Source organism: Streptomyces xinghaiensis S187, from assembly GCF_000220705.2.
Classification (GTDB): Bacteria; Actinomycetota; Actinomycetes; order Streptomycetales; family Streptomycetaceae; genus Streptomyces; species Streptomyces xinghaiensis.
The window spans coordinates 2,070,515-2,090,247 of sequence record NZ_CP023202.1 but is presented as its reverse complement, the minus strand read 5'-3'; the positions used below and the strand labels follow the sequence as shown (position 1 = coordinate 2,090,247).

Sequence of the window (19,733 nt, the reverse complement as noted above, 5' to 3'; positions counted from 1 at the left end):
AGACCGGTGGAACCAGAACTCGCCGCCCTGGCGGCTTCCGGAGCCGCGGCCCTGGTGGGGGCCATGGTGACCGACGCCTGGGCGCAGACGAAGGTGCGCGTGGCGGCCCTGCTCGGGCGGGCCGGACCGCCCGGCTCGTCCGGCACGACCTCCGTGGAAGAGGAACTGGAGGAGTCCCGGGGCGAGTTGGAGGAGGCCCGGGCCGGCGGTGACGGAACGGCGGCGGCCGGCGTCGAGGCGATGTGGCGGATGCGGCTGCGAGCGCTGCTGCGCGCCGACCCGGAGGCCGCCGCGACGCTCCGGCGGCTCCTGGACGAACTGGCCCCCGCCGGAAGCCCCGAGGCGGCGGTGCACAATGAGATCAGCGGCGCCACCGTGCACGGAGCCGTCATCCAGGGCCGGGACTTCCACGGCTCCGTCACCCTGGGGGCCCCGCCCCCGCCCCCGCCCCCGCCCCCGCCTTCGCCCCCGCCCCCGGCGAGCGGCTCGGGCCCGGTGCCGCCGGCTCCGCCCGCCTGACCGTTCCGGTGCCCGCTCCCGGCCGATCTCAGTCCCCGGAGGGGCGGGACGGCGGTTCCGGGGAGGAGGGGCGGAGCGCCAGGACGAGAAGCCTGCCGCCCTGCCAGAGGGCGTCCGCGATCAGGATGAACGTCCACAGCCGGCCCGCGCCGTAGAGCAGGCCGGTGACGGGCGAGTCCTGTTCCCTGCCGCCGCTGAGCAGCAGTTCGCCGAAGTCCCCGGTGAGCAGGTCCTTCATCCAGGACAGGCCGGCGACGAGCAGGACGAGCTGGGCCACCGCGAACAGCGCCGCGTGCAGGCCGAGTTCGCGCCGGATCTGCCGGGGCGTCTTCTGCTTCTGCTTCCGCTTCTCCTCCCGCTGGTTCTCCTTCCGCCGGGGTTCCCGCTTCGCCGCCGCCGTCCTGGTGTCCGTCTCCGTCCGGCTCTCCGCTCCGGACGCACCGTCCGCCGCGGCGGGCCCCTGCGGCTTCTCCGGCCGTCCCGGAGGCTCCGGTGCCGGGGGAGGGACGTCGGCGACCCCGAGCCTTCGCACGGCACGGGGGACGACCACCGCCCCGGCCAGCAGGGGCACCGCCGCGACGAGGCAGGCCGCGGTCCAGTCGGCACTGTCGTAGAGCACACCCGCCGCGAGCGACCCGGTCAGGGCCCCCAGCAGGCGCGCCGATTCGTACACCCCCATCCCGCGTCCGGCCTGTTCGCCCGACGCCTCGGCGATCACCGCCTGCCCGATGGGGATGACGGCCGCCCAGGCCAGTCCGCTGAGGATCCACAGCCCCGCGATCACGAACGGGTTCGGTGCCCACGCCAGGCCCACGGCGAACCCGGCGCTGGAGAGCGAGGCGGCCATCAGCACCCGGGAGCGGCCGAACCGCACCACATACCTGTGCAGGTGTTCGGCGGCGACGCTCATGACGATGGCGCCGGGCAGGAACACGTAGGCGATCTCGCCGATCTCCAGGTCGAACCCGCGCTGCAGGTGCAGGAGCAGCAGCAGGGAGACGGCGGACTCGGCCGTCATCGTCAGCACCACGGCGAGCAGCATGGGCCGCAGCCTGCGCCCCACGGCGCCGAGACCCGCCGCCGCCGTCCCCTCCGCCGTCCCTTGGTCCGTGCCGGCGCGCGGGCGCCCGGGCCGGCTGGGGGAGACCAGCAGCAGCACCGCGGCGGCGGCGCAGGCCGCGGCGCAGGCGAGGAAGACGCCGGTGTAGTCGATGAGGCCGATCAGCGTCAGACCGGCGATGAACGCCACCCAGGCGCCGGTCTCCTGGGAGGACAGCAGCCGGGGGAAGACCGCGGAGTCCTCCGCGAGCCGTTCACTGACGATCGCGCGGACGCTCACCCACAGCAGCGCGCCTCCCACGCCGCCGACGGCGGCTGCCGCGTAGGCGACGGGGGCGCTCTGCGCGAGGGCGTAGCCGGCCGCCGAGACGCCGTAGAGCGCGGCTCCGGCCGCGGCCACGTAACGGCGTTCGAACGTGTCGGCCAGGACACCGGAGACCGGCCGGAAGACCATCGACAAGACCATCTCGACGGCCAGCAGCACGCCGACCTCGGTGGCGCTCAGCCCGATGGCCGCTCCCGCCCACAACGGCAGGACGAAATCGATGAGCTCGTTCGGGCCATTGGTCAGCATGGCCGCGAGCAGCGTGTTCCCCTCGCGCCGCTGCCGTCGGCGCGCGTCCGCTTCCGCCCCCGCCGTCGCCGGAACTTGTTCGGTCATGCCCATCCCCCGTCGGACCGTCGTTCGAGCAGCTTCGAACGCTATGACGGGCCGGGCGGCGATGGCAAAGGGTTACGTCAGGGCGGCGTCGGCAGGGCGGGCCACAGGATTCATGGATCAAGGTGTACCCCTGCTCACTGCTCAGGGGGCGATGTGATGCATGGGTGTACTGGGCTCCTCGGCGCCGGACTGAGGCCGGAGGGAGGGGGCTTACCGGTGGCGGGTTTCGGGCGCCCGGTCGAGCCGATCCCTCAGCACTCGATGACGTTCACCGCCAGGCCGCCGCGCGCGGTCTCCTTGTACTTGACCTTCATGTCGGCGCCGGTGTCCTTCATCGTCTTGATGACCTTGTCCAGGGAGACGTGGTGGCGGCCGTCGCCCCGCAGCGCCATGCGCGCGGCCGTCACCGCCTTCACCGCCGCCATGCCGTTCCGCTCGATGCACGGGATCTGGACCAGGCCGCCGACCGGGTCGCAGGTCAGGCCCAGGTTGTGCTCCATGCCGATCTCGGCGGCGTTCTCGACCTGCTCCGGGCTGCCGCCCAGCACCTCGGCGAGGCCGCCCGCCGCCATCGAGCAGGCCGAGCCGACCTCGCCCTGGCAGCCGACCTCCGCGCCGGAGATCGAGGCGTTCTCCTTGAAGAGCATGCCGATGGCCCCGGCGGCCAGCAGGAAGCGGACGACGCCCTCGTCGCCGGCGCCCGGCACGAACTCCGTGTAGTAGTGGAGGACGGCCGGGATGATCCCCGCCGCGCCGTTGGTCGGGGCGGTGACGACGCGGCCGCCCGCGGCGTTCTCCTCGTTGACCGCCATCGCGTAGAGGGTGATCCACTCCATGGCACGGGCCGGCGCGTCACCCTCGGCGCGGAGCTGGCGCGCCGAGTTGGCGGCGCGGCGGCGGACCTTGAGGCCGCCGGGGAGGATGCCCTCCCGGGTGAGGCCGCGCTCCACGCAGTCGCGCATGACCCGCCAGATCTCCAGCAGGCCCGCGCGGATCTCCTCCTCCGTCCGCCAGGCCTTCTCGTTCTCCAGCATGAGGGCGGCGATGGACAGACCGGTCTCGCGCGAGAGGCGCAGCAGTTCGTCGCCGGTGCGGAAGGGGTACTTCAGCACGGTGTCGTCCGGCTTGATCCGGTCCTCACCGACCGCGTCCTCGTCCACGACGAAGCCGCCGCCGACCGAGTAGTACGTCTTCTCCAGGACGGGTGCTCCTCCGGCGTCCGCCGCCGTGAGTGTCATGCCGTTGGCGTGGTACGGCAGCGAGCGGCGCCGGTGGAGGACGAGCTGGGAGGGCTCGTCGAAGGGGATCTCGTGGGCGTCGCCGGCCTCGGCGGCCAGGAGCCGCAGCCGTCCCGTGGAGCGGATGCGGGCGATCTCGCCGTCGGCCCGCTCCACGTCCACGGTGCGCGGCGAGTGGCCCTCCAGGCCGAGCAGGACGGCCTTGGGGGTGCCGTGGCCGTGGCCGGTGGCGCCGAGGGAACCGAACAGTTCGGCGCGGACCGAGGCGGTCCGGTCCAGCAGGCCCTCCCGCTCCAGACGTCGGACGAACATGCGTGCGGCCCGCATCGGGCCCACGGTGTGGGAACTGGACGGCCCGATGCCGATCGAGAAGAGATCGAAGACGGAGATGGCCACGGTGGTACTCCCGGATCATCCCCGCGGTGGCGGGGAAACGGGCCGCCCGGCGGTCCACGGGGTAGGGGGCCGGACGGCGGTGCGGGCGAGGTGGGGCAAAGGGCTGCGAAGGGCCGCAAGGGGCGGTAGAGGCAATATACGGGGCGGAAACCGGGCATGTTGGGCCGTTGGTTTCCGCCCCGTACCCCTGCCGGCCGGCCGGTGGGACGGGCCGGGGGAGCGGGTTACTTCAGCCCGGGGTACAGCGGGTGCTTCACGGTCAGGGCGGATACCCGGCCGCGCAGCGCCTCCGCGTCGTAGCTCGGCTTGAGCGCCTCGGCGATGATGTCCGCGACCTCGCGGAAGTCGTCCTCGCCGAAGCCGCGGGTGGCGAGCGCCGGGGTGCCGATCCGCAGGCCCGAGGTGACCATCGGGGGGCGCGGGTCGTTCGGGACGGCGTTGCGGTTGACCGTGATGCCGACCTCGTGGAGGCGGTCCTCGGCCTGCTGCCCGTCCAGCTCGGAGTTGCGCAGGTCCACCAGGACGAGGTGGACGTCCGTGCCACCGGAGAGGACGGAGACGCCGGCCGCGGTGACGTCCTCGGCCAGCAGCCGCTCCGCCAGGATGCGCGAGCCGGCCAGGGTGCGCCGCTGGCGGTCCTTGAAGTCCTCGCTCGCCGCGACCTTGAAGGCCACCGCCTTGGCCGCGATGACGTGCATCAGCGGGCCGCCCTGCTGGCCGGGGAAGACGGCCGAGTTGATCTTCTTGGCCAGCTCGGCCGTGGAGAGGATCACACCGCCGCGCGGGCCGCCCAGCGTCTTGTGGGTGGTGGTGGTGACGATGTGGGCGTGCGGCACCGGGGAGGGGTGCAGGCCCGCGGCCACCAGGCCGGCGAAGTGCGCCATGTCCACCATCAGATAGGCGCCGACCTCGTCCGCGATCCGCCGGAAGGCCGCGAAGTCGAGCTGCCGCGGGTAGGCGGACCAGCCCGCGATGATCAGCTTGGGCCGCTCCTCCTTGGCGAGCCGCTCGACCTCGTCCATGTCGACCCGGCCGGTCTCGGCGTCGACGTGGTAGGCCGCCACCTTGTAGAGCTTGCCGGAAAAGTTGATCTTCATGCCGTGGGTGAGGTGCCCGCCGTGCGCCAGGTTCAGGCCCAGGATGGTGTCGCCCGGGCTGAGGACGGCGGCCATCGCGGCGGCGTTCGCCTGGGCGCCGGAGTGCGGCTGGACGTTGGCGGCCTCGGCCCCGAACAGCTCCTTGATCCGGGCGATGGCCAGCCGCTCGACGACGTCGACGTGCTCGCAGCCGCCGTAGTAACGGCGGCCCGGGTAGCCCTCGGCGTACTTGTTGGTCAGGACCGACCCCTGGGCCTCCAGCACCGAGACGGGCGCGAAGTTCTCCGAGGCGATCATTTCCAGGGTGGACTGCTGGCGGTCGAGTTCGGCGTCGACGGCGGCGGCGACGTCCGGGTCGGCTTCGTGCAGGGAGTCGTTGAGAAGCGACATCAGGTCTTCCCGATCGGTGGCAGGGAGGGGCTTCAGTTGCCGGTGAAGGCCGCGTACTCGTCCGCGGAGAGCAGCTCGGGCTCGCCCGCGCTCTCGTCGGTCCTCACCTTGAACAGCCAGCCGCCCTCGTACGGGGCGGAGTTCACCAGCGCGGGATCGTCCACGACGTCCTGGTTGACCTCGGTGATCTCGCCGGAGACCGGCGCGTACAGGTCGCTGACCGACTTGGTCGACTCCAGCTCACCGCAGGGTTCGCCCGCGGTGACCGTGTCGCCGACCTCCGGGAGCTGGACGTAGACGACGTCACCGAGCGCGTCGGCCGCGTGGGAGGTGATGCCCACGGTGGACACGCCCTCCTCGGCGGCGGACAGCCACTCGTGCTCCTTGCTGTAGCGCAGCTGCTGGGGGTTGCTCATGACCTGATTCTCCTGGATTCGGTGACGTGCTCGTGTACGGGTCTTGACACGTGGGACGGACGAGGGGGAAACGCCGGGGAAGGGGAGATTCAGCGCTGCCGCTTGTAGAACGGCAGGGCCACGACCTCGTACGGCTCGTGGCGGCCGCGGATGTCCACGGCCACCCCCGGGGTGCCCGGGGCGGCGTAGGCGGGGTCCACGTAGGCCATGGCGAGCGGCTTGCCGAGGGTCGGCGAGGGGGCGCCGGAGGTGACCTCGCCGATGACCTCGCCGCCGTCCGCGGCCACCACCGCGTACCCGGCGCGCGGCACCCGCCGCCCCTCGGCCACCAGGCCGACGAGCTTCCGCGGCGGTGCCTCCGCGGCGCGGGCCGCGGCGGCCTCCAGCGCCTCGCGGCCGACGAAGCGGCCGCCGTTCGTGGTCTTGTCGAACTTGACCACCCGGCCGAGCCCGGCGTCGAACGGGGTGAGCGCGGTGCTCAGCTCGTGCCCGTAGAGCGGCATCCCGGCCTCCAGGCGCAGGGTGTCCCGGCAGGACAGGCCGCAGGGGACGAGGCCCGCGTCCTTCCCCGCCGCGGTCAGCGCCCGCCACAGCGGCTCGGCGTCGTCGGGGGCGGTGAAGAGCTCGAAGCCGTCCTCGCCCGTGTAGCCGGTCCGGGCGATCAGGGCGGGGACGCGGGCGACGGTGCCGGGCAGCCCGGCGTAGTACTTCAGGCCGTCCAGGTCCGCGTCGGTGAGCGAGCCGAGGATGCCGGGGGACTCGGGGCCCTGGACCGCGATCAGCGCGTAGTTCTCGCGGTCGTCGGCCACGGCCGCGTCGAAGCCGGCGGCGCGCTCCGTCAGCGCGTCCAGTACCACCTGGGCGTTGGAGGCGTTGGCGACGACCATGTACCGCTCCCCGGCGAGGCGGTAGACGATCAGGTCGTCGAGGATGCCGCCGCCCGGCTCGCAGATCATGGTGTAGCGGGCGCGGCCCACCGCGAGCGCGGAGAGGTTGCCCACCAGGGCGTGGTCGAGCAGCTCGCCGGCCTGCGGGCCGGTCACGGTGATCTCGCCCATGTGGGAGAGGTCGAAGAGGCCGGCCCGGGTGCGGACGGCGGTGTGCTCGTCCCGCTCGCTGCCGTAGCGCAGCGGCATGTCCCAGCCGGCGAAGTCGGTCATCGAGGCACCGAGCGAGCGGTGCAGCGCGTCAAGCGGGGTGCGGCGGGGGGCATCGGTCATGGCGGTGGCTCCCTGACGAAGGTGGCGGAACTCTGCGCGGCATCGGCAACACAGTCTCCCCATCTGTCATGGAACCTGAGAGCTTCGCCACAACCGTACGTACCCGGGATCGTGGCTTGCACCTTGGGTGGGGACGCCCCGGAGGGACGGCCCGCTTTCCAGATTTGCCTCGTCCGCGCGGTACGGGGCCTGAGAGATTCAAGGGAGGACTTGCTCCTTCGGCGCCCCGGCGGCGGCACGGCGGCCGGACCGGGGACTCTCCCGCGCGGATTCGAACGGCGGTATGCAGTTGGCGCGGTCATCATCGCACGGGAAGCGGAATACCGACCCGGAGGGAACCGGAGAACCGGCCCGGAGGGTCCGTCTCATCAGCACATCGCGGAACCGCGCACCGGGTATCGACGTTGTAACGCGGCACCGTTCTTGCCAGGCTGGCCGGGCAGTCCGGCGGTGACCGCACAGAGGGGGGACGATCAGGTGCAGGTTCGGGTCCAGGGGATGTACACGATTACGCCGCGGGCCGCGGCCGGGCCGGAGACCGCGTCCGGGCCGGAGGGCGCGGCGGAGTGGACGGCGTCCGCCCGCCCGGCCGCCGCCGGAGCGGACGCGGCCGGAGGTGACGCGGCCGGAGGCGACGCGGCCGGAGCGGACGCCGAGACGGACCTGCGCGGCCGCAGGCCGTCCGCGCTGCGCTACCCGGCCGGCGACGTCCTCGTCGTCTCCGGGCTCCCCGGCAGCGGCAAGAGCACCCTGATCAAGCGGGCCACCGCCGCCCTCGACGCCCGCGGCGGCGCCGTCCACCGCATCGACTCCCAGGACGCCCGGGACCGCTGGCAGCGCCGGCTGCCCGCCGCCCTGCCCTACGCCCTCTACCGCCCCCTGGTGCGCGCCGCGCACTACGCCGGGCTGCGCCGGGCGCTGCGCTCGGGCGCGAGCGTCGTCGTCCACGACTGCGGGACCCTGACCTGGGTGCGCCGCTGGCTGGCGCGCGACGCCCGCCGCCGGGGCCGCGGTCTGCACCTGGCGCTGCTGGACGTCTCCCCGGAGACGGCCCTCGCCGGGCAGCTCGCGCGGGGCCGGGGCGTCTCCGGCTACGCCTTCGCCCGCCACCGCCGGGCGGTGGCCCGGCTGATCGCCGACGCGGAGGCCGGCCGGGCCCCGGAGGGCTGCGTCTCCGTGGTGCTGCTCGACCGGGCGTCGGCGAGCGCGCTGCACACCATCGGCTTCGGCTGACCGCCCCGGTGTCCCGGCCGCCGCACGGCCCGGACGGCCCGCAGGGCCCGCACGGCGGGGAAAATCCCGGAATCGCCGTGAATCCGCGCTGTCGGGCCCCTGGCCGTACCCCGGTGGGCTGGCGCTAGGGTTCTGCTACCCGGATTCCCGGATCCTGACGACCCCGGCCGCCGCGGGCGGTGGCCGCGGCGTCCGCGCGGGCCGGACGGCGCAGACGTGCCGGGCTCCGGGCGACAGGCCCCGCGGCGCCCGGGCGACGCGGACGAGACGTGGTTGGACGGCATGAGCATCGACGGCATGAGCATCCCGGAGCAGCACGAGCGCACCCCGGCCCCGGCGGGGACGCCCGGCGTGTCCGGAGGTCTGTCCGGCAGCGCGCCCGGTGGCTTCCCCCGCAACGAACTGGAAGAGGTGCTCGCCGCCTCCCTCGGGGTTCCCGGCGCGGGCGCCCGGCTGATCGAGGTGCTCGGCCGCAGCCGGATCTGGGTGCCGCTGCCGAACGGCGGCGGGCCCGCCAGCCCGGATCTGGACCTGCCCACCCTGGACGTGGCCGGCATCGCCTGCGTCCCCGTCTACAGCTCGGAGGAGGAGTTCCTCCGGGGCGCGGGCTCCCACATGCCCTGCACGGTCGCGCCCGCGCGGGAGTTCGCCCGCGGGCTGCCGCCGCAACTGGGCATCGCCGTCAACCCGGGCGGCACCTCCGTCGGCGTACCGCTGCCGCCGCCCGCCGTGGCCGAGCTGTGCCGCACCGGCCGCGGCGAGGCCGGGCCCGGCGTCCCGTCCGGCGGGCGGGTGCGGCTCTTCGAGCCCGACTGGCAGGACGAACCGGTCGACTTCCTGGCCGCCGCCGCCGGGGAGTTCACCACAACGGGGGTCGTGCTCACCGCCCGCCGCACTCTCGCGAGTGTCGAGGGCGACCCGCCGGCGCTCTTCGTCGGCGTCGAACTCTCCCGCTGCGAACCGGAGGACCGGGCCCGGGTGCACGACGCGCTCGGCCGGGCGCTCGGCGCGGTGCCGGTGCCCTGGCCCGTGCAGATGGTCCTGCTGGACATCGCGCACGACCCGGTCGCGGACTGGATGCGCGCACGGATCCGGCCCTTCCACACCGCCGGGTGACGCGGCTCGAACACGGGCGCGGCGGGCACCGCGAACGGCCGGTCCGCGACACCCGGACGGCGGACAGGGCGGCGGGCGCCGCCGCATCCGGTCCGTAAGCTGGTTGGATGACCCGGCGGGGCGCGAAGGACGCGCACCGCGGCGGTGCCGAGAGGCAAGACGAAGGGGCGGAACCAGGTGAGCGCGGGCGGGGACAGGGAGCAGATCGAGCAGCTGCTGCCACAGGTGACGCCCGGCCGGTACGACGCCTATGAGGCGCTGCTGCGGGCCCTCGCCGACGGGCAGGTGTGGATGCTGCTGTGGCACGGCCATCCGGGCGCGCCCGACGCGCAGTACGGGAACATGGAGGTCGACGGCTACGGCTACGCCCCCTGTGTGACCTCCGCCCAGGAGCTGGCCGCCAGCGGCTGGAACCGGGCGCACGAGGTGGTCGGCGGCCGGGAGATCGCCGCCTCCCTCTTCCCGGACCGCTGGGGCCTGTGGCTGAACCCGCACGCGCCCGGCGGCGGCGTCGGCATCCCCTGGGCCGATCTCCGCCGGGTCGCCTCCGGCCTGGACCGGCTGCCCGCCGGGCCGCTGCGGATTACCGAACCGGCCGTGGAGATCCCGCAGTTCTACGCCCTGCTGACGCAGAACGCCCACCACACGCCCGCCGTACGGGCGCTGCGCCGCGCCTGGGTGCAGCCCTCGGTCGGCGTGCCGTATCTGGCCATCGGCCTGGAGCTGTACGACAACGGGCCGCAGGCCGTGGAGTCCGTGCGCCGGATGATGGGGCAGTCCGTCGGCGTGGTGCCGGAGGGGCTGCCGGTGTCGACCGTCGCCCTGTCCGACGAGTACGACCCGGTGGCGCTGTGGATGCGCGCCAACTCCCGGCCGTTCTTCGACCGCGAGGGCTATGCCGCCGGCCCCGGGGCCGGGGCGGTTCCCGGCGCCGGTCCCGCCCCCGGCTACGGCTATCCGCCGCCGCACGGCATGCTGCCGGGCGCCGCGCCCCGCTGAGACCGCCTCAACGGCCCCGCGCCGCACGGCGCTTGCCGGTGCGGTAGCACTCCAGACCGAGCGGGGCGCACCGCGTCAACCGGGCCTGAACAGGGCATATCCGGTATATGCGCTGTCCGGGTCTCAGGTATGTATCACCGTTATGCGGACTGTTCACCGCCGCCGGAGTCGTCTGTAGTGTTCGAGCGGTCAGCGCCTCTCAATACCGTTCATCCCTGGGGTAGAGCATGCGAATAAGAAAATCCAGAGCCGCTCGGGCGGTTGTGGTCACCTTGGCGATGGGGCTGGCCGTGACCAGCTGCGCCAGTGACCGGGACGAGGGCGGCAAGGGAGAGGCGGGCGACACCTTCATCTTCGGTGCCGCGGGCGACCCCGGCTCCCTCGACCCCGCCCTGGCCAGCGACGGCGAGACCTTCCGCGTCACCCGCCAGGCCTTCGAGGCCCTCATCGAGCACGAGCCGGGCGGCAGCCAGCTCGTCGGCGGCCTCGCCGAGTCCTGGGAGGGCAGCGAGGACGGCACCGAGTGGACGTTCAAGCTCCGCGACGGCGTCAAGTTCCACGACGGCGAGAAGCTGACGGCCGAGGCCGTCTGCAAGAACTACGACCACTGGTTCAACTGGTCGGGCACGTACCAGAACAGCGCGGTCTCCTACTACTGGCAGACCATCATGGGCGGCTTCAAGAAGAACGAGGACAAGGAGACGCCCGAGGCGAACTACGTCTCCTGCACCGCCGAGGACGAGCTGACCCCGGTCATCAAGGTCAAGGAGGCCACCGCCAACCTCCCCGGCGGCTTCTCCCTCCAGGCGCTCGCCATCCACTCCCCGAAGGCGATCGACGCCTACGAGAAGGAGGAGGCGAAGGGCGAGGGTGACGCGATCACCTACCCCAAGTACAGCCAGGAGGCCGGCACGGTCGCCGGCACCGGCCCGTTCAAGATCTCGAAGTGGAACAAGGGCAACAAGGAGGTCACCCTTGAGCGCTTCGACGACTACTGGGGCAAGAAGGCCGGTGTCGAGAAGCTGGTGTTCCGCACCCTCGACACCGAGGAGGGCCGCCGCCAGGCGCTGCAGGCCGGTGACATCCACGGCTACGACCTGGTCGCGCCCGCCGATGTGAAGACCCTGGAGAAGGACGGCTTCCAGGTCCCGACCCGCGACGTCTTCAACATCTTCTACCTGGGCTTCAACCAGGAGAACAACAAGCTGCTGAAGAAGAAGGAAGTCCGTGAGGCGATCGCGCACGCGATCGACCGGGACAACATCGTCGAGACGCAGCTTCCCGAAGGCGGCGTCAAGGCCAGCCAGTTCATGCCCGACACGGTCGCCGGCTACTCGGGCGACGTGAAGGTCTACGAGCAGGACGTCGAGAAGTCCAAGGAGCTCCTCGCCGACGCCGGCGCGAAGAACCCGACCCTGGACTTCTGCTACCCGACCGAGGTCACCCGCCCGTACATGCCGGCCCCGGCCGACATGTTCGAGCTGATGAAGACGGACCTGGAGAAGGCCGGCATCAAGGTCAAGCCGCGCGCCATGAAGTGGAACCCGGACTACCTGGACTCCACCCAGAACGGCAAGTGCAGCCTGTACCTCATGGGCTGGACCGGTGACTTCAACGACGGCTACAACTTCATCGGCACCTGGTTCGGCGGCTACGACAAGCAGTGGGGCTTCAAGAACGACAAGGTCTTCGACGCCATGAAGGCCGCCTCCTCCGAGCCCGACGCCGAGAAGCGGACCGAGCTGTACAAGAAGGCCAATGAGGTCATCATGGACTTCCTGCCCGGCCTGCCGATCTCCTCGTCCCCGCCGTCCATCGCCTTCGCGAAGGACGTCAACCCGCCGAAGGTCTCCCCGCTGACGCAGGAGAACTTCGCCGAGGTCTCCTTCAAGTAACACAACCGAGCAGGTCCAGGTCCGCCCGGCCACGCACACAGGTGGCCGGGCGGACGTGGTTGCGATCCATGACCAGAAAGGGGTAGCGCGGGGTGTTGCGTCTCGTAGTACGCAGACTGCTGCAGCTCATACCCACACTGCTAGGCCTGTCCGTCCTTCTCTTCCTCTGGCTGAACAAGCTTCCGGGGGGACCGGCGGCGGCCCTGCTCGGGGAACGGGCCACCGAAGCGGACAAGGCCCGGATCGAGCGCGCCCTCGGGCTCGACCAGCCGGTATGGGTGCAGTACGGCCGCTTCCTCAAGCGGCTGGGAGAGCTGGATCTGGGCACCTCCACCCAGACCGGCCAGCCCGTGTGGGAGGAGTTCGCCCGGCGGTTCCCCGCCACGGTGGAGCTCGGCATCTTCGCGATGCTCATCGCCGTCGCGGTCGGCATCCCCCTCGGCTACTTCGCGGCCAAGCGCCGCGGCAGCTGGCTCGACGTGTCCGCGGTGTCCGGGTCGCTCCTCGGCATCTGCATCCCGGTCTTCTTCCTGGCCTTCATCCTGCGGGCCGTCTTCGCCGTGAACCTCGGCTGGTTCCCCAGCTACGGCCGGCAGTCCACCGGGCTCAACGCCACCGAGGTGACCGGCTTCTACGTCCTGGACGGCATCCTCACCGGGGAGTTCGACGCCGCCTGGGACGCCCTGACGCACCTGGTGCTGCCCGCCCTGGCCCTCGCGTCCATCCCGCTGGCCATCATCGTCCGGATGACCCGGGCCAGCGTGCTGGAGGTGCTCGGCGAGGACTACGTCCGCACCGCCGAGTCCAAGGGCCTCCAGCAGCACGTGATCCGCGGCCGGCACGTCCTGCGCAACGCGCTGCTCCCGGTGGTCACCGCCGTCGGCCTGCTCACCGGCAGCCTGCTGTCGGGCGCGGTGCTCACCGAGTCCGTCTTCGCCTTCGGCGGCATCGGCTCCTTCCTGCGGACCGCCATCGACGGCCGCGACTACCCGGTGCTCGTCGGCTTCATCCTCTTCATCGCGCTGACCTACGTGATCCTCAACCTCCTGGTCGACCTGGCCTACAACCTCATTGACCCGAGAGTGCGGGTGCACTGATGAGCACCAAGACCGACAAGATCGACCGGCTCGCGGAGCTCACCGCACAGACCGAGACCGCCACCGGCCACAGCCTCTGGTACGAGGCCTTCCGCCGGCTGCGCTCCAGCAAGATGGCGATCATCGGGGCCGGCATCATCGCCGTCTTCATCCTGATCGCCATCATCGGCCCCTGGATCGCCCCGTACTCGCCGACCGCCCAGCTGTGGCGCGGCGAGGTCATCCCGGCCCGCTCCGTCTTCGTCGGACCGCGCGCCGAGAACTGGTTCGGCCTGGACCACCTCGCCCGCGACGAGTTCTCCCGGATGCTGGTCGGCGCCCGGCAGACCCTGCTCGTCGGCGTGGTGGCCACCCTCCTCGGCTTCACCATCGGCTGCCTGATCGGCATCGCCTCCGGGGCCGCGTCCACGCTCGGCGGGCGCGCCGGGCGCCGGATCGACTCCGTCATCATGCGCTTCATCGACATGCTGCTGGCGCTGCCCTCGCTGCTGCTGGCGGTCTCCGTCGCGGCCGTCCTCGGGCAGAGCCTCACCACCGTGATGATCGCGGTCGGTGTGGTGCAGATCCCCATCTTCGCCCGGCTGCTGCGCGGTTCGATGCTGGCCCAGGGCGGCTCGGACTACGTCCTCGCCTCCCGGGCGCTGGGCGTGCGCAAGCGCCGTATCGTGCTCGGCCACATCGTGCCCAACTCGCTGAGCCCGGTCATCGTGCAGGCCACGCTGAGCCTGGCCACCGCCATCATCGAGGCCGCCGCCCTGTCGTACCTGGGGCTGGGCAACCCGGACGCGGCCGTCCCGGAGTGGGGCGTCATGCTGGCCCAGGCGCAGGGCTTCTTCGACTCGGCGCCGATGCTCGCGGTCTATCCCTCGGTGGGCATCATCATCACGGCCCTCGGCTTCACCCTCCTCGGCGAGGCCATGCGCGAAGCCCTCGACCCGAAACTGCGGAGCTGATGACATGTCGTTGCTTTCCGTGGACGAACTGACCGTCACCTTCACCGCACGCGGACGCCGCGATGTGCGGGCCGTGTCGGGTGTGTCCTTCTCCGTCGGCGAGGGCGAGGTCGTGGGTCTCGTCGGCGAGTCCGGCTGCGGCAAGAGCGTCACCTCGCTCGCCCTGATGGGGCTGCTGCCCGGGCGCGGCGTGAAGGTCGGGGGGCGGGCCGAGTTCGACGGCACCGACCTCTTCGGGCTGAGCGACGCCAAGATGCGCGAGATGCGCGGCTCACAGCTCGCGATGATCTTCCAGGACCCGCTCTCCTCGCTGAACCCCGTGGTCCCCATCGGCGTCCAGGTCACCGAGATCCTGGCCCGTCACCGAGGGCTCAAGGGGCAGGCCGCGCGGAAGGAGGCCGCCTCGCTGCTCGACCGGGTCGGCATCCCCGACCCGTACCGGCGGCTCAAGGAGTACCCGCACCAGCTCTCCGGCGGGATGCGGCAGCGGGCGCTCATCGCCATGGCCGTGGCCTGCGCGCCCCGGCTGCTGATCGCCGACGAGCCGACCACCGCCCTGGACGTCACCATCCAGGCGCAGATCCTGGAACTCCTCAAGGAACTGGTGGACCAGGAGGGCACCGCCCTGCTGATGATCACCCATGACCTCGGGGTGGTCGCCGGGCTCTGCGACGAGGTCAACGTCCTGTACGCGGGCAAGGTCGTGGAGTCGGCGGGACGGCGCGAGCTGTTCGCCGCACCCACCCACCCGTACGCCAACGGGCTGCTGGGCTCCATACCCCGGCTCGACGCGCCGCGCGGCGAGCCGCTGAACCCCATCCGGGGCTCCATCAACGACAACATCGCCTGGGCGGACGGCTGCGCCTTCGCGCCGCGCTGCGACCACTACACCCTGGAGTGCCTGCAGGGCACCCCCGAGCTGACGGAACCGCGCACGCCGGGGCACCGGGTGCGGTGCGTCAACCCGGTGCTGGACGCGCACGGTTCGGGTGATGTGGCCGTGATCGAGGCCCCGCACATCCTGCCGGACGAGGCGGTGGCGGAGGACGGCGACACCGCCGGGCCGGCGCCGGAGACCGAACCCGGCGCGGAGTCCGGTGCCGAGTCCGGTGCCGAGTCCGGCGCCGCCGGGGACGGGAAGAACGCCACCGGCGCCGAGGCAGCCGCGACCGAGAAGACGGAGGCCACCTCATGAGCCTGCTGAAGCTGGACGGGGTGAAGGTCCACTTCCCCCTGAAGAAGGGCGTCGTCTTCGACCGCACGGTCGGCCACGTCTACGCGGTCGACGGCGTCTCGCTCTCCGTCGAGGCCGGCCAGACCTACGGCCTGGTGGGCGAGTCGGGCTGCGGCAAGACGACCCTGGGCCGGGCCGTCCTGCGGCTGGTGGACATCACCGACGGCAGCGTCGTCCTCGACGGCACCGACCTGGCGCACCTCCCCGAGGAGGAGATGCGCAAGTTCCGCCGCCGGGTGCAGATGGTCTTCCAGGACCCGCTGGGCAGCCTCGACCCGCGGCAGAACATCGAGTCGATCCTCTCCGAGGGCATGGCCGCGCACGGCATCGGCGCCGACCGCGAGGAGCGCCGCGCCCGCATCCGGGAGATCCTGGCCAAGGTCGGCCTGCCGTCCAACGCGCTCTCCCGCTACCCGCACGAGTTCTCCGGCGGCCAGCGGCAGCGCATCGGCATCGCGCGGGCGCTGGTGCTGGAGCCCGACGTGATCATCTGCGACGAGCCGGTCTCCGCGCTGGACGTCTCCATCCAGGCCCAGGTGATCAACCTGCTGGAGGAGCTGCAGCGGTCGATGGGGCTGACCTATATGGTCATCGCCCACGACCTCGCCGTGGTCCGGCACATCTCCGACGTCATCGGGGTGATGTACCTCGGCTCGCTGGTGGAGGAGGCGCCCAGCGACGGGCTGTACGCCGAACCGCTCCACCCGTACACCAAGGCCCTGATGTCGGCGGTGCCGATCCCCGACCCCGTGGTCGAGGACAGCCGCGAGCGCATCCTGCTCACCGGCGACCTGCCGTCGCCCGCCACCCCGCCCGCCGGCTGCCGGTTCCACACCCGGTGCCCGTGGAAGCAGGAGACGCGCTGTGACACCGAGCGCCCGGAGCTGCGTGACCTGGGCGGCGGCCACAAGGTGGCGTGCCACTACGCCGCGGAGATCGCGGCCGGCACCGTCCGGATGAACAGCGCGGCCACGGTCGTCGAACCCGGGACGGTGACCGCCGGGAACCCCGAGGAGTCCGACAAGGCCGAGAAGGCCGCCGAGAGCGTCTGACGCCCCCGGCAGCGCCCGGACACGGTGCGGCGCGGGCGGCCCGGAACCCCGGACCGTCCGCGCCGCCGCACGTCACACCGGGGATGGCCGCGGCGGCACAGGGCAGAATCGCCGGGTGCTCACCGATCTGTTCACCCCCTCCGTGCTGCAGGCGCTGGACATCGCCGGGATCTTCGTCTTCGCGATCTCCGGCGCGCTGCTCGCCGTGCGCAAGAACTTCGACGTCTTCGGCATCGCGGTGCTCGCCATGGCCACGGCGACGGGCGGCGGACTGATCCGTGACCTGATCATCGGCGCCGTGCCGCCCGCGGCCTTCACCGACCTCGGCTATCTGGTCACGCCGCTGCTCGCCACCGTGCTCGTGGTCTTCCTCCATCCGCAGGTGGAGCGGATCAACCGTGCGGTGGCCGTCTTCGACGCGGCCGGGCTCGGGCTGTTCTGCGTCGTCGGCACCACCAAGGCGTACGAATACGGGCTGGGGCTGCCGTTCGCGGCCGTGCTGGGCGTGGTGACGGCCGCGGGCGGCGGCGTCGTCCGGGACGTCCTGGCCAACGAGGTGCCCTCGCTGCTCCGCTGGGACCGGGAGATCTACGCCGTCCCGGCCATCGTCGGGGCGTCGCTGGCCGCGCTGCTCATCCACTTCGGGGCGCTCAACCCGGTCTCCAGCGCGCTCTCCGCGCTCGCCGCCTTCCTGCTGAGGCTCTGCGCGATCCGGTTCGGCTGGCGGGCACCCCGGGCCTGGCACCGCAGGTCGTCGGCGGCGGAGGAGGCGTAGGGCCCGGGGCCTGCCCGGCCCGTGCCCCGGGATCCGGGCGCCCGGCGCCGCACCTCGCGCACTGCACCGGGCACGTCGGCACAGGCCCGGCGCACGGCCGGGCAGGCCCCGGCGGCGTCCGCCGGCTCACCGCTGTCATGGACGACTACTGTCTACCGGTCGGTAACTTTTTCGGTGTACCGTACAGCCCATGGCACAGGCAACCATCGGGAACAGCGAGTTCGACCGGGACACGGCGGTGACGCCGCGTGAGCCCGGCGTGCATGACGCGGAGCTGTCGTCCGCCTGGACGATCATTCACGCCGTCAACGGCGGATACCTCCTCGCCATGGCGGGCCGCGCCCTCGGTGAGGTCCTGCCGCACTCCGACCCCTTCACCGTCACCGCCCACTACCTCACCGCCTCCCGCCCCGGCCCGGCACGGATCCGCACCGAGGTGGTGCGCACCGGCCGCACCCTCTCCACCGGCCAGGCGTCCCTCACCCAGCTCGACGAGAACGGCGCCGAGGTGGAGCGGCTGCGCGTGGTCGCCGGCTACGGGGACCTGGGCGCCCTCCCCGACGACGTCCGCACCACCGCCAAGCCGCCCGCCATGCCGCCCTTCGAGGAGTGCCTCGGCGCCCGGCACGCGGACGACGAGGTCGGCGCCCTGCTCGGCGCGACCGAGATCGCCGGCCGGCTCGACGTCCGGCTGGACCCGGCGACCGCCGGCTGGGCGCGCGGCAAGCCCTCCGGCAACGGCGAGATGCGGGCCTGGTTCCAGCTCGCCGACGGCCGCGACGCCGACCCGCTCTCCCTGCTGCTGGCCGTCGACGCCCTGCCGCCCACCGCCTTCGAGATGGGCATCTCCGGCTGGGTCCCCACCGTCGAACTCACCGCCCACATCCGCAGCCGCCCGGCGCCGGGCCCGCTGCGCGTCGCCATCACCACCCGCAATCTCGCGGGCGGCTTCCTGGAGGAGGACGCCGAGGTCTGGGACAGCCGGGACCGCCTCGTCGCCCAGTCCCGCCAGCTCGCCCGGGCACAGCTCGGCTGACGGCCGGGGACGCCCGCCGGGAAGCACGTGCCGGGTGAGCCTGCCGGGGAACCGCCCGCCGGGCACCGCCGGCTGACCGGAGCGCGCGGTACGGGCCGGGGGCGGCCTTCCGCCCGTACCGCCCCTCGTAGAATCGTGCGCACCATGGCCTACCTCGATCACGCCGCCACGACGCCCATGCTTCCCGAGGCGGTGGCGGCGATGACCGCCCAGTTCGCCGTCACCGGCAACGCCTCCTCCCTCCACGCGGCCGGGCGGCGGGCCCGGCGCACCGTCGAGGAGTCCCGCGAGTCGCTCGCGGCGGCCCTCGGGGCGCGGCCCAGCGAGGTGGTGTTCACCTCGGGGGGTACGGAATCGGACAATCTCGCGGTGAAGGGCCTCTACTGGGCCCGGCGGGACGCCGCACCGGAGCGCACCCGGATCCTCGCCAGTCCCGTCGAGCACCACGCCGTGCTGGACGCCGTCGACTGGCTCGCCGAGCACGAGGGCGCCCGCGTGGAGTACCTGCCGGTGGACTCCGCCGGGCGCGTGCACCCGGAGGCGCTGCGCGAGGCGGTCGAACGGAACCCGGACGACGTCGCGCTGGTGACCGTGATGTGGGCCAACAACGAGATCGGCACGGTCATGCCGGTCGCTGAACTCGCCGCGGTGGCGGCCGAGTTCGGCATCCCCGTGCACTCCGACGCCGTGCAGGCGTTCGGCCAGGTCGAGCTCGACTTCGCCGCCTCCGGGCTGAGCGCCCTCACCGTCTCCGGGCACAAGATCGGCGGCCCCTACGGCATCGGCGCGCTGCTGCTCCGCCGCGATCTGGCGCCCGTACCGCTGCTGCACGGCGGCGGCCAGGAGCGCCAGGTGCGCTCCGGCACCCTCGACGTCCCGGCGGTGGCCGCCTTCGCCGCGGCAGGCCGCCATGCCGCCGAACACCGCGCCGAGTTCGCACGGGTGATCGGCGGACTGCGCGACGCGCTGGTGGAGGCCGTGCGCGAGGCGGTGCCGGACGCCATCCTCGGCGGCGACCCCGACCCGGCCGGGCGGCTCCCCGCCAACGCGCACTTCTCCTTCCCCGGCTGCGAGGGCGACTCGCTCCTGCTCCTGCTCGACGCGCAGGGCATCGAGTGCTCGACCGGCTCCGCCTGCACGGCCGGGGTCGCCCAGCCGAGCCATGTCGTCCTGGCCACCGGCGCGAGCCCGGAGCAGGCACGCGGCACGCTGCGCTTCTCGCTGGGGCACACCTCGACGGCGGCCGACGTGGAAGCCGTGGCCAAGGCCATCGGCCCGGCGGTCGAACGGGCCCGGCGGGCGGGGCTGAGTTAGCCCGGGCTCTGCCTGATGCGGGCGGCGGCCGGG

Annotated in this window: 17 protein-coding genes and 1 riboswitch; of the genes, 12 read left to right on the top strand and 5 right to left on the bottom strand. The window is 72.7% G+C overall.

The window, feature by feature from the left end; genetic code table 11:
• The first annotated feature begins 6 nt into the window (after positions 1–6).
• Positions 7–519 (top strand): hypothetical protein, encoded by a 513-nt coding sequence (locus SXIN_RS08785; protein WP_095756817.1) that lies wholly within the window; start codon positions 7–9, stop codon positions 517–519.
• Between the two features lie 28 nt (positions 520–547).
• Here the strand turns inward: SXIN_RS08785 and SXIN_RS08780 are convergent, their stop codons facing one another.
• The 5 genes from SXIN_RS08780 to gcvT form a co-directional block, all read right to left on the bottom strand.
• Positions 548–2,239, bottom strand: a complete 1,692-nt coding sequence (locus tag SXIN_RS08780; RefSeq protein WP_019709935.1) for an MFS transporter — start codon at positions 2,237–2,239, stop codon at positions 548–550.
• 251 nt (positions 2,240–2,490) lie between these two features.
• Positions 2,491–3,873, bottom strand: coding sequence for an L-serine ammonia-lyase (locus tag SXIN_RS08775; protein ID WP_019709934.1), 1,383 nt, complete (start codon positions 3,871–3,873; stop codon positions 2,491–2,493).
• A gap of 224 nt (positions 3,874–4,097) precedes the next feature.
• Positions 4,098–5,360 (bottom strand): serine hydroxymethyltransferase, encoded by a 1,263-nt coding sequence (gene glyA / locus SXIN_RS08770; protein WP_019709933.1) that lies wholly within the window; start codon positions 5,358–5,360, stop codon positions 4,098–4,100.
• 32 nt (positions 5,361–5,392) lie between these two features.
• Positions 5,393–5,776: a glycine cleavage system protein GcvH gene (gene gcvH / locus SXIN_RS08765; protein WP_019709932.1), complete on the bottom strand. Its 384-nt coding sequence runs from the start codon at positions 5,774–5,776 to the stop codon at positions 5,393–5,395.
• Positions 5,777–5,865: 89 nt separating this feature from the next.
• Positions 5,866–6,996: a glycine cleavage system aminomethyltransferase GcvT gene (gcvT, locus tag SXIN_RS08760; protein WP_095756816.1), complete on the bottom strand. Its 1,131-nt coding sequence runs from the start codon at positions 6,994–6,996 to the stop codon at positions 5,866–5,868.
• Positions 6,997–7,164: 168 nt separating this feature from the next.
• Positions 7,165–7,270: riboswitch (glycine riboswitch) on the bottom strand.
• A 224-nt stretch (positions 7,271–7,494) separates the two neighbouring features.
• On the opposite strand from gcvT, the gene SXIN_RS08755 reads away from it, so the two are divergent.
• The 11 genes from SXIN_RS08755 (at position 7,495) to SXIN_RS08705 (ending at position 19,700) form a co-directional block, all read left to right on the top strand.
• On the top strand, positions 7,495–8,229 hold the full coding sequence (locus SXIN_RS08755; protein ID WP_095756815.1) for an AAA family ATPase: 735 nt from the start codon (positions 7,495–7,497) through the stop codon (positions 8,227–8,229).
• Between the two features lie 282 nt (positions 8,230–8,511).
• The gene (locus SXIN_RS08750; RefSeq protein ID WP_238153712.1) at positions 8,512–9,345 is read left to right on the top strand and encodes an enhanced serine sensitivity protein SseB; all 834 of its coding nucleotides are present in this window, start codon (positions 8,512–8,514) and stop codon (positions 9,343–9,345) included.
• A 177-nt stretch (positions 9,346–9,522) separates the two neighbouring features.
• The gene (locus tag SXIN_RS08745) at positions 9,523–10,344 is read left to right on the top strand and encodes an enhanced serine sensitivity protein SseB C-terminal domain-containing protein (RefSeq protein ID WP_019709929.1); all 822 of its coding nucleotides are present in this window, start codon (positions 9,523–9,525) and stop codon (positions 10,342–10,344) included.
• A 227-nt stretch (positions 10,345–10,571) separates the two neighbouring features.
• Positions 10,572–12,239, top strand: coding sequence for an ABC transporter substrate-binding protein (locus SXIN_RS08740; RefSeq protein ID WP_039822181.1), 1,668 nt, complete (start codon positions 10,572–10,574; stop codon positions 12,237–12,239).
• Positions 12,240–12,331: 92 nt separating this feature from the next.
• A complete protein-coding gene (locus tag SXIN_RS08735; RefSeq protein WP_019709927.1) occupies positions 12,332–13,336 on the top strand; it encodes an ABC transporter permease in 1,005 nt (334 codons plus the stop codon).
• On the top strand, positions 13,336–14,289 hold the full coding sequence (locus SXIN_RS08730) for an ABC transporter permease (RefSeq protein ID WP_019709926.1): 954 nt from the start codon (positions 13,336–13,338) through the stop codon (positions 14,287–14,289). The genes SXIN_RS08735 and SXIN_RS08730 overlap by 1 nt, the downstream gene beginning before the upstream one ends.
• Positions 14,290–14,293: 4 nt before the next feature.
• Positions 14,294–15,484, top strand: coding sequence for an ABC transporter ATP-binding protein (locus tag SXIN_RS08725; RefSeq protein ID WP_019709925.1), 1,191 nt, complete (start codon positions 14,294–14,296; stop codon positions 15,482–15,484).
• Positions 15,481–16,575: an ABC transporter ATP-binding protein gene (locus SXIN_RS08720; protein WP_019709924.1), complete on the top strand. Its 1,095-nt coding sequence runs from the start codon at positions 15,481–15,483 to the stop codon at positions 16,573–16,575. Before SXIN_RS08725 ends, SXIN_RS08720 begins: the two co-directional genes overlap by 4 nt.
• 115 nt (positions 16,576–16,690) lie before the next feature.
• A complete protein-coding gene (locus SXIN_RS08715; protein WP_019709923.1) occupies positions 16,691–17,350 on the top strand; it encodes a trimeric intracellular cation channel family protein in 660 nt (219 codons plus the stop codon).
• 190 nt (positions 17,351–17,540) lie between these two features.
• Positions 17,541–18,386: a thioesterase family protein gene (locus SXIN_RS08710; RefSeq protein ID WP_019709922.1), complete on the top strand. Its 846-nt coding sequence runs from the start codon at positions 17,541–17,543 to the stop codon at positions 18,384–18,386.
• A 144-nt stretch (positions 18,387–18,530) separates the two neighbouring features.
• Positions 18,531–19,700, top strand: coding sequence for a cysteine desulfurase family protein (locus tag SXIN_RS08705; RefSeq protein WP_019709921.1), 1,170 nt, complete (start codon positions 18,531–18,533; stop codon positions 19,698–19,700).
• Positions 19,701–19,733 lie beyond the last annotated feature (33 nt).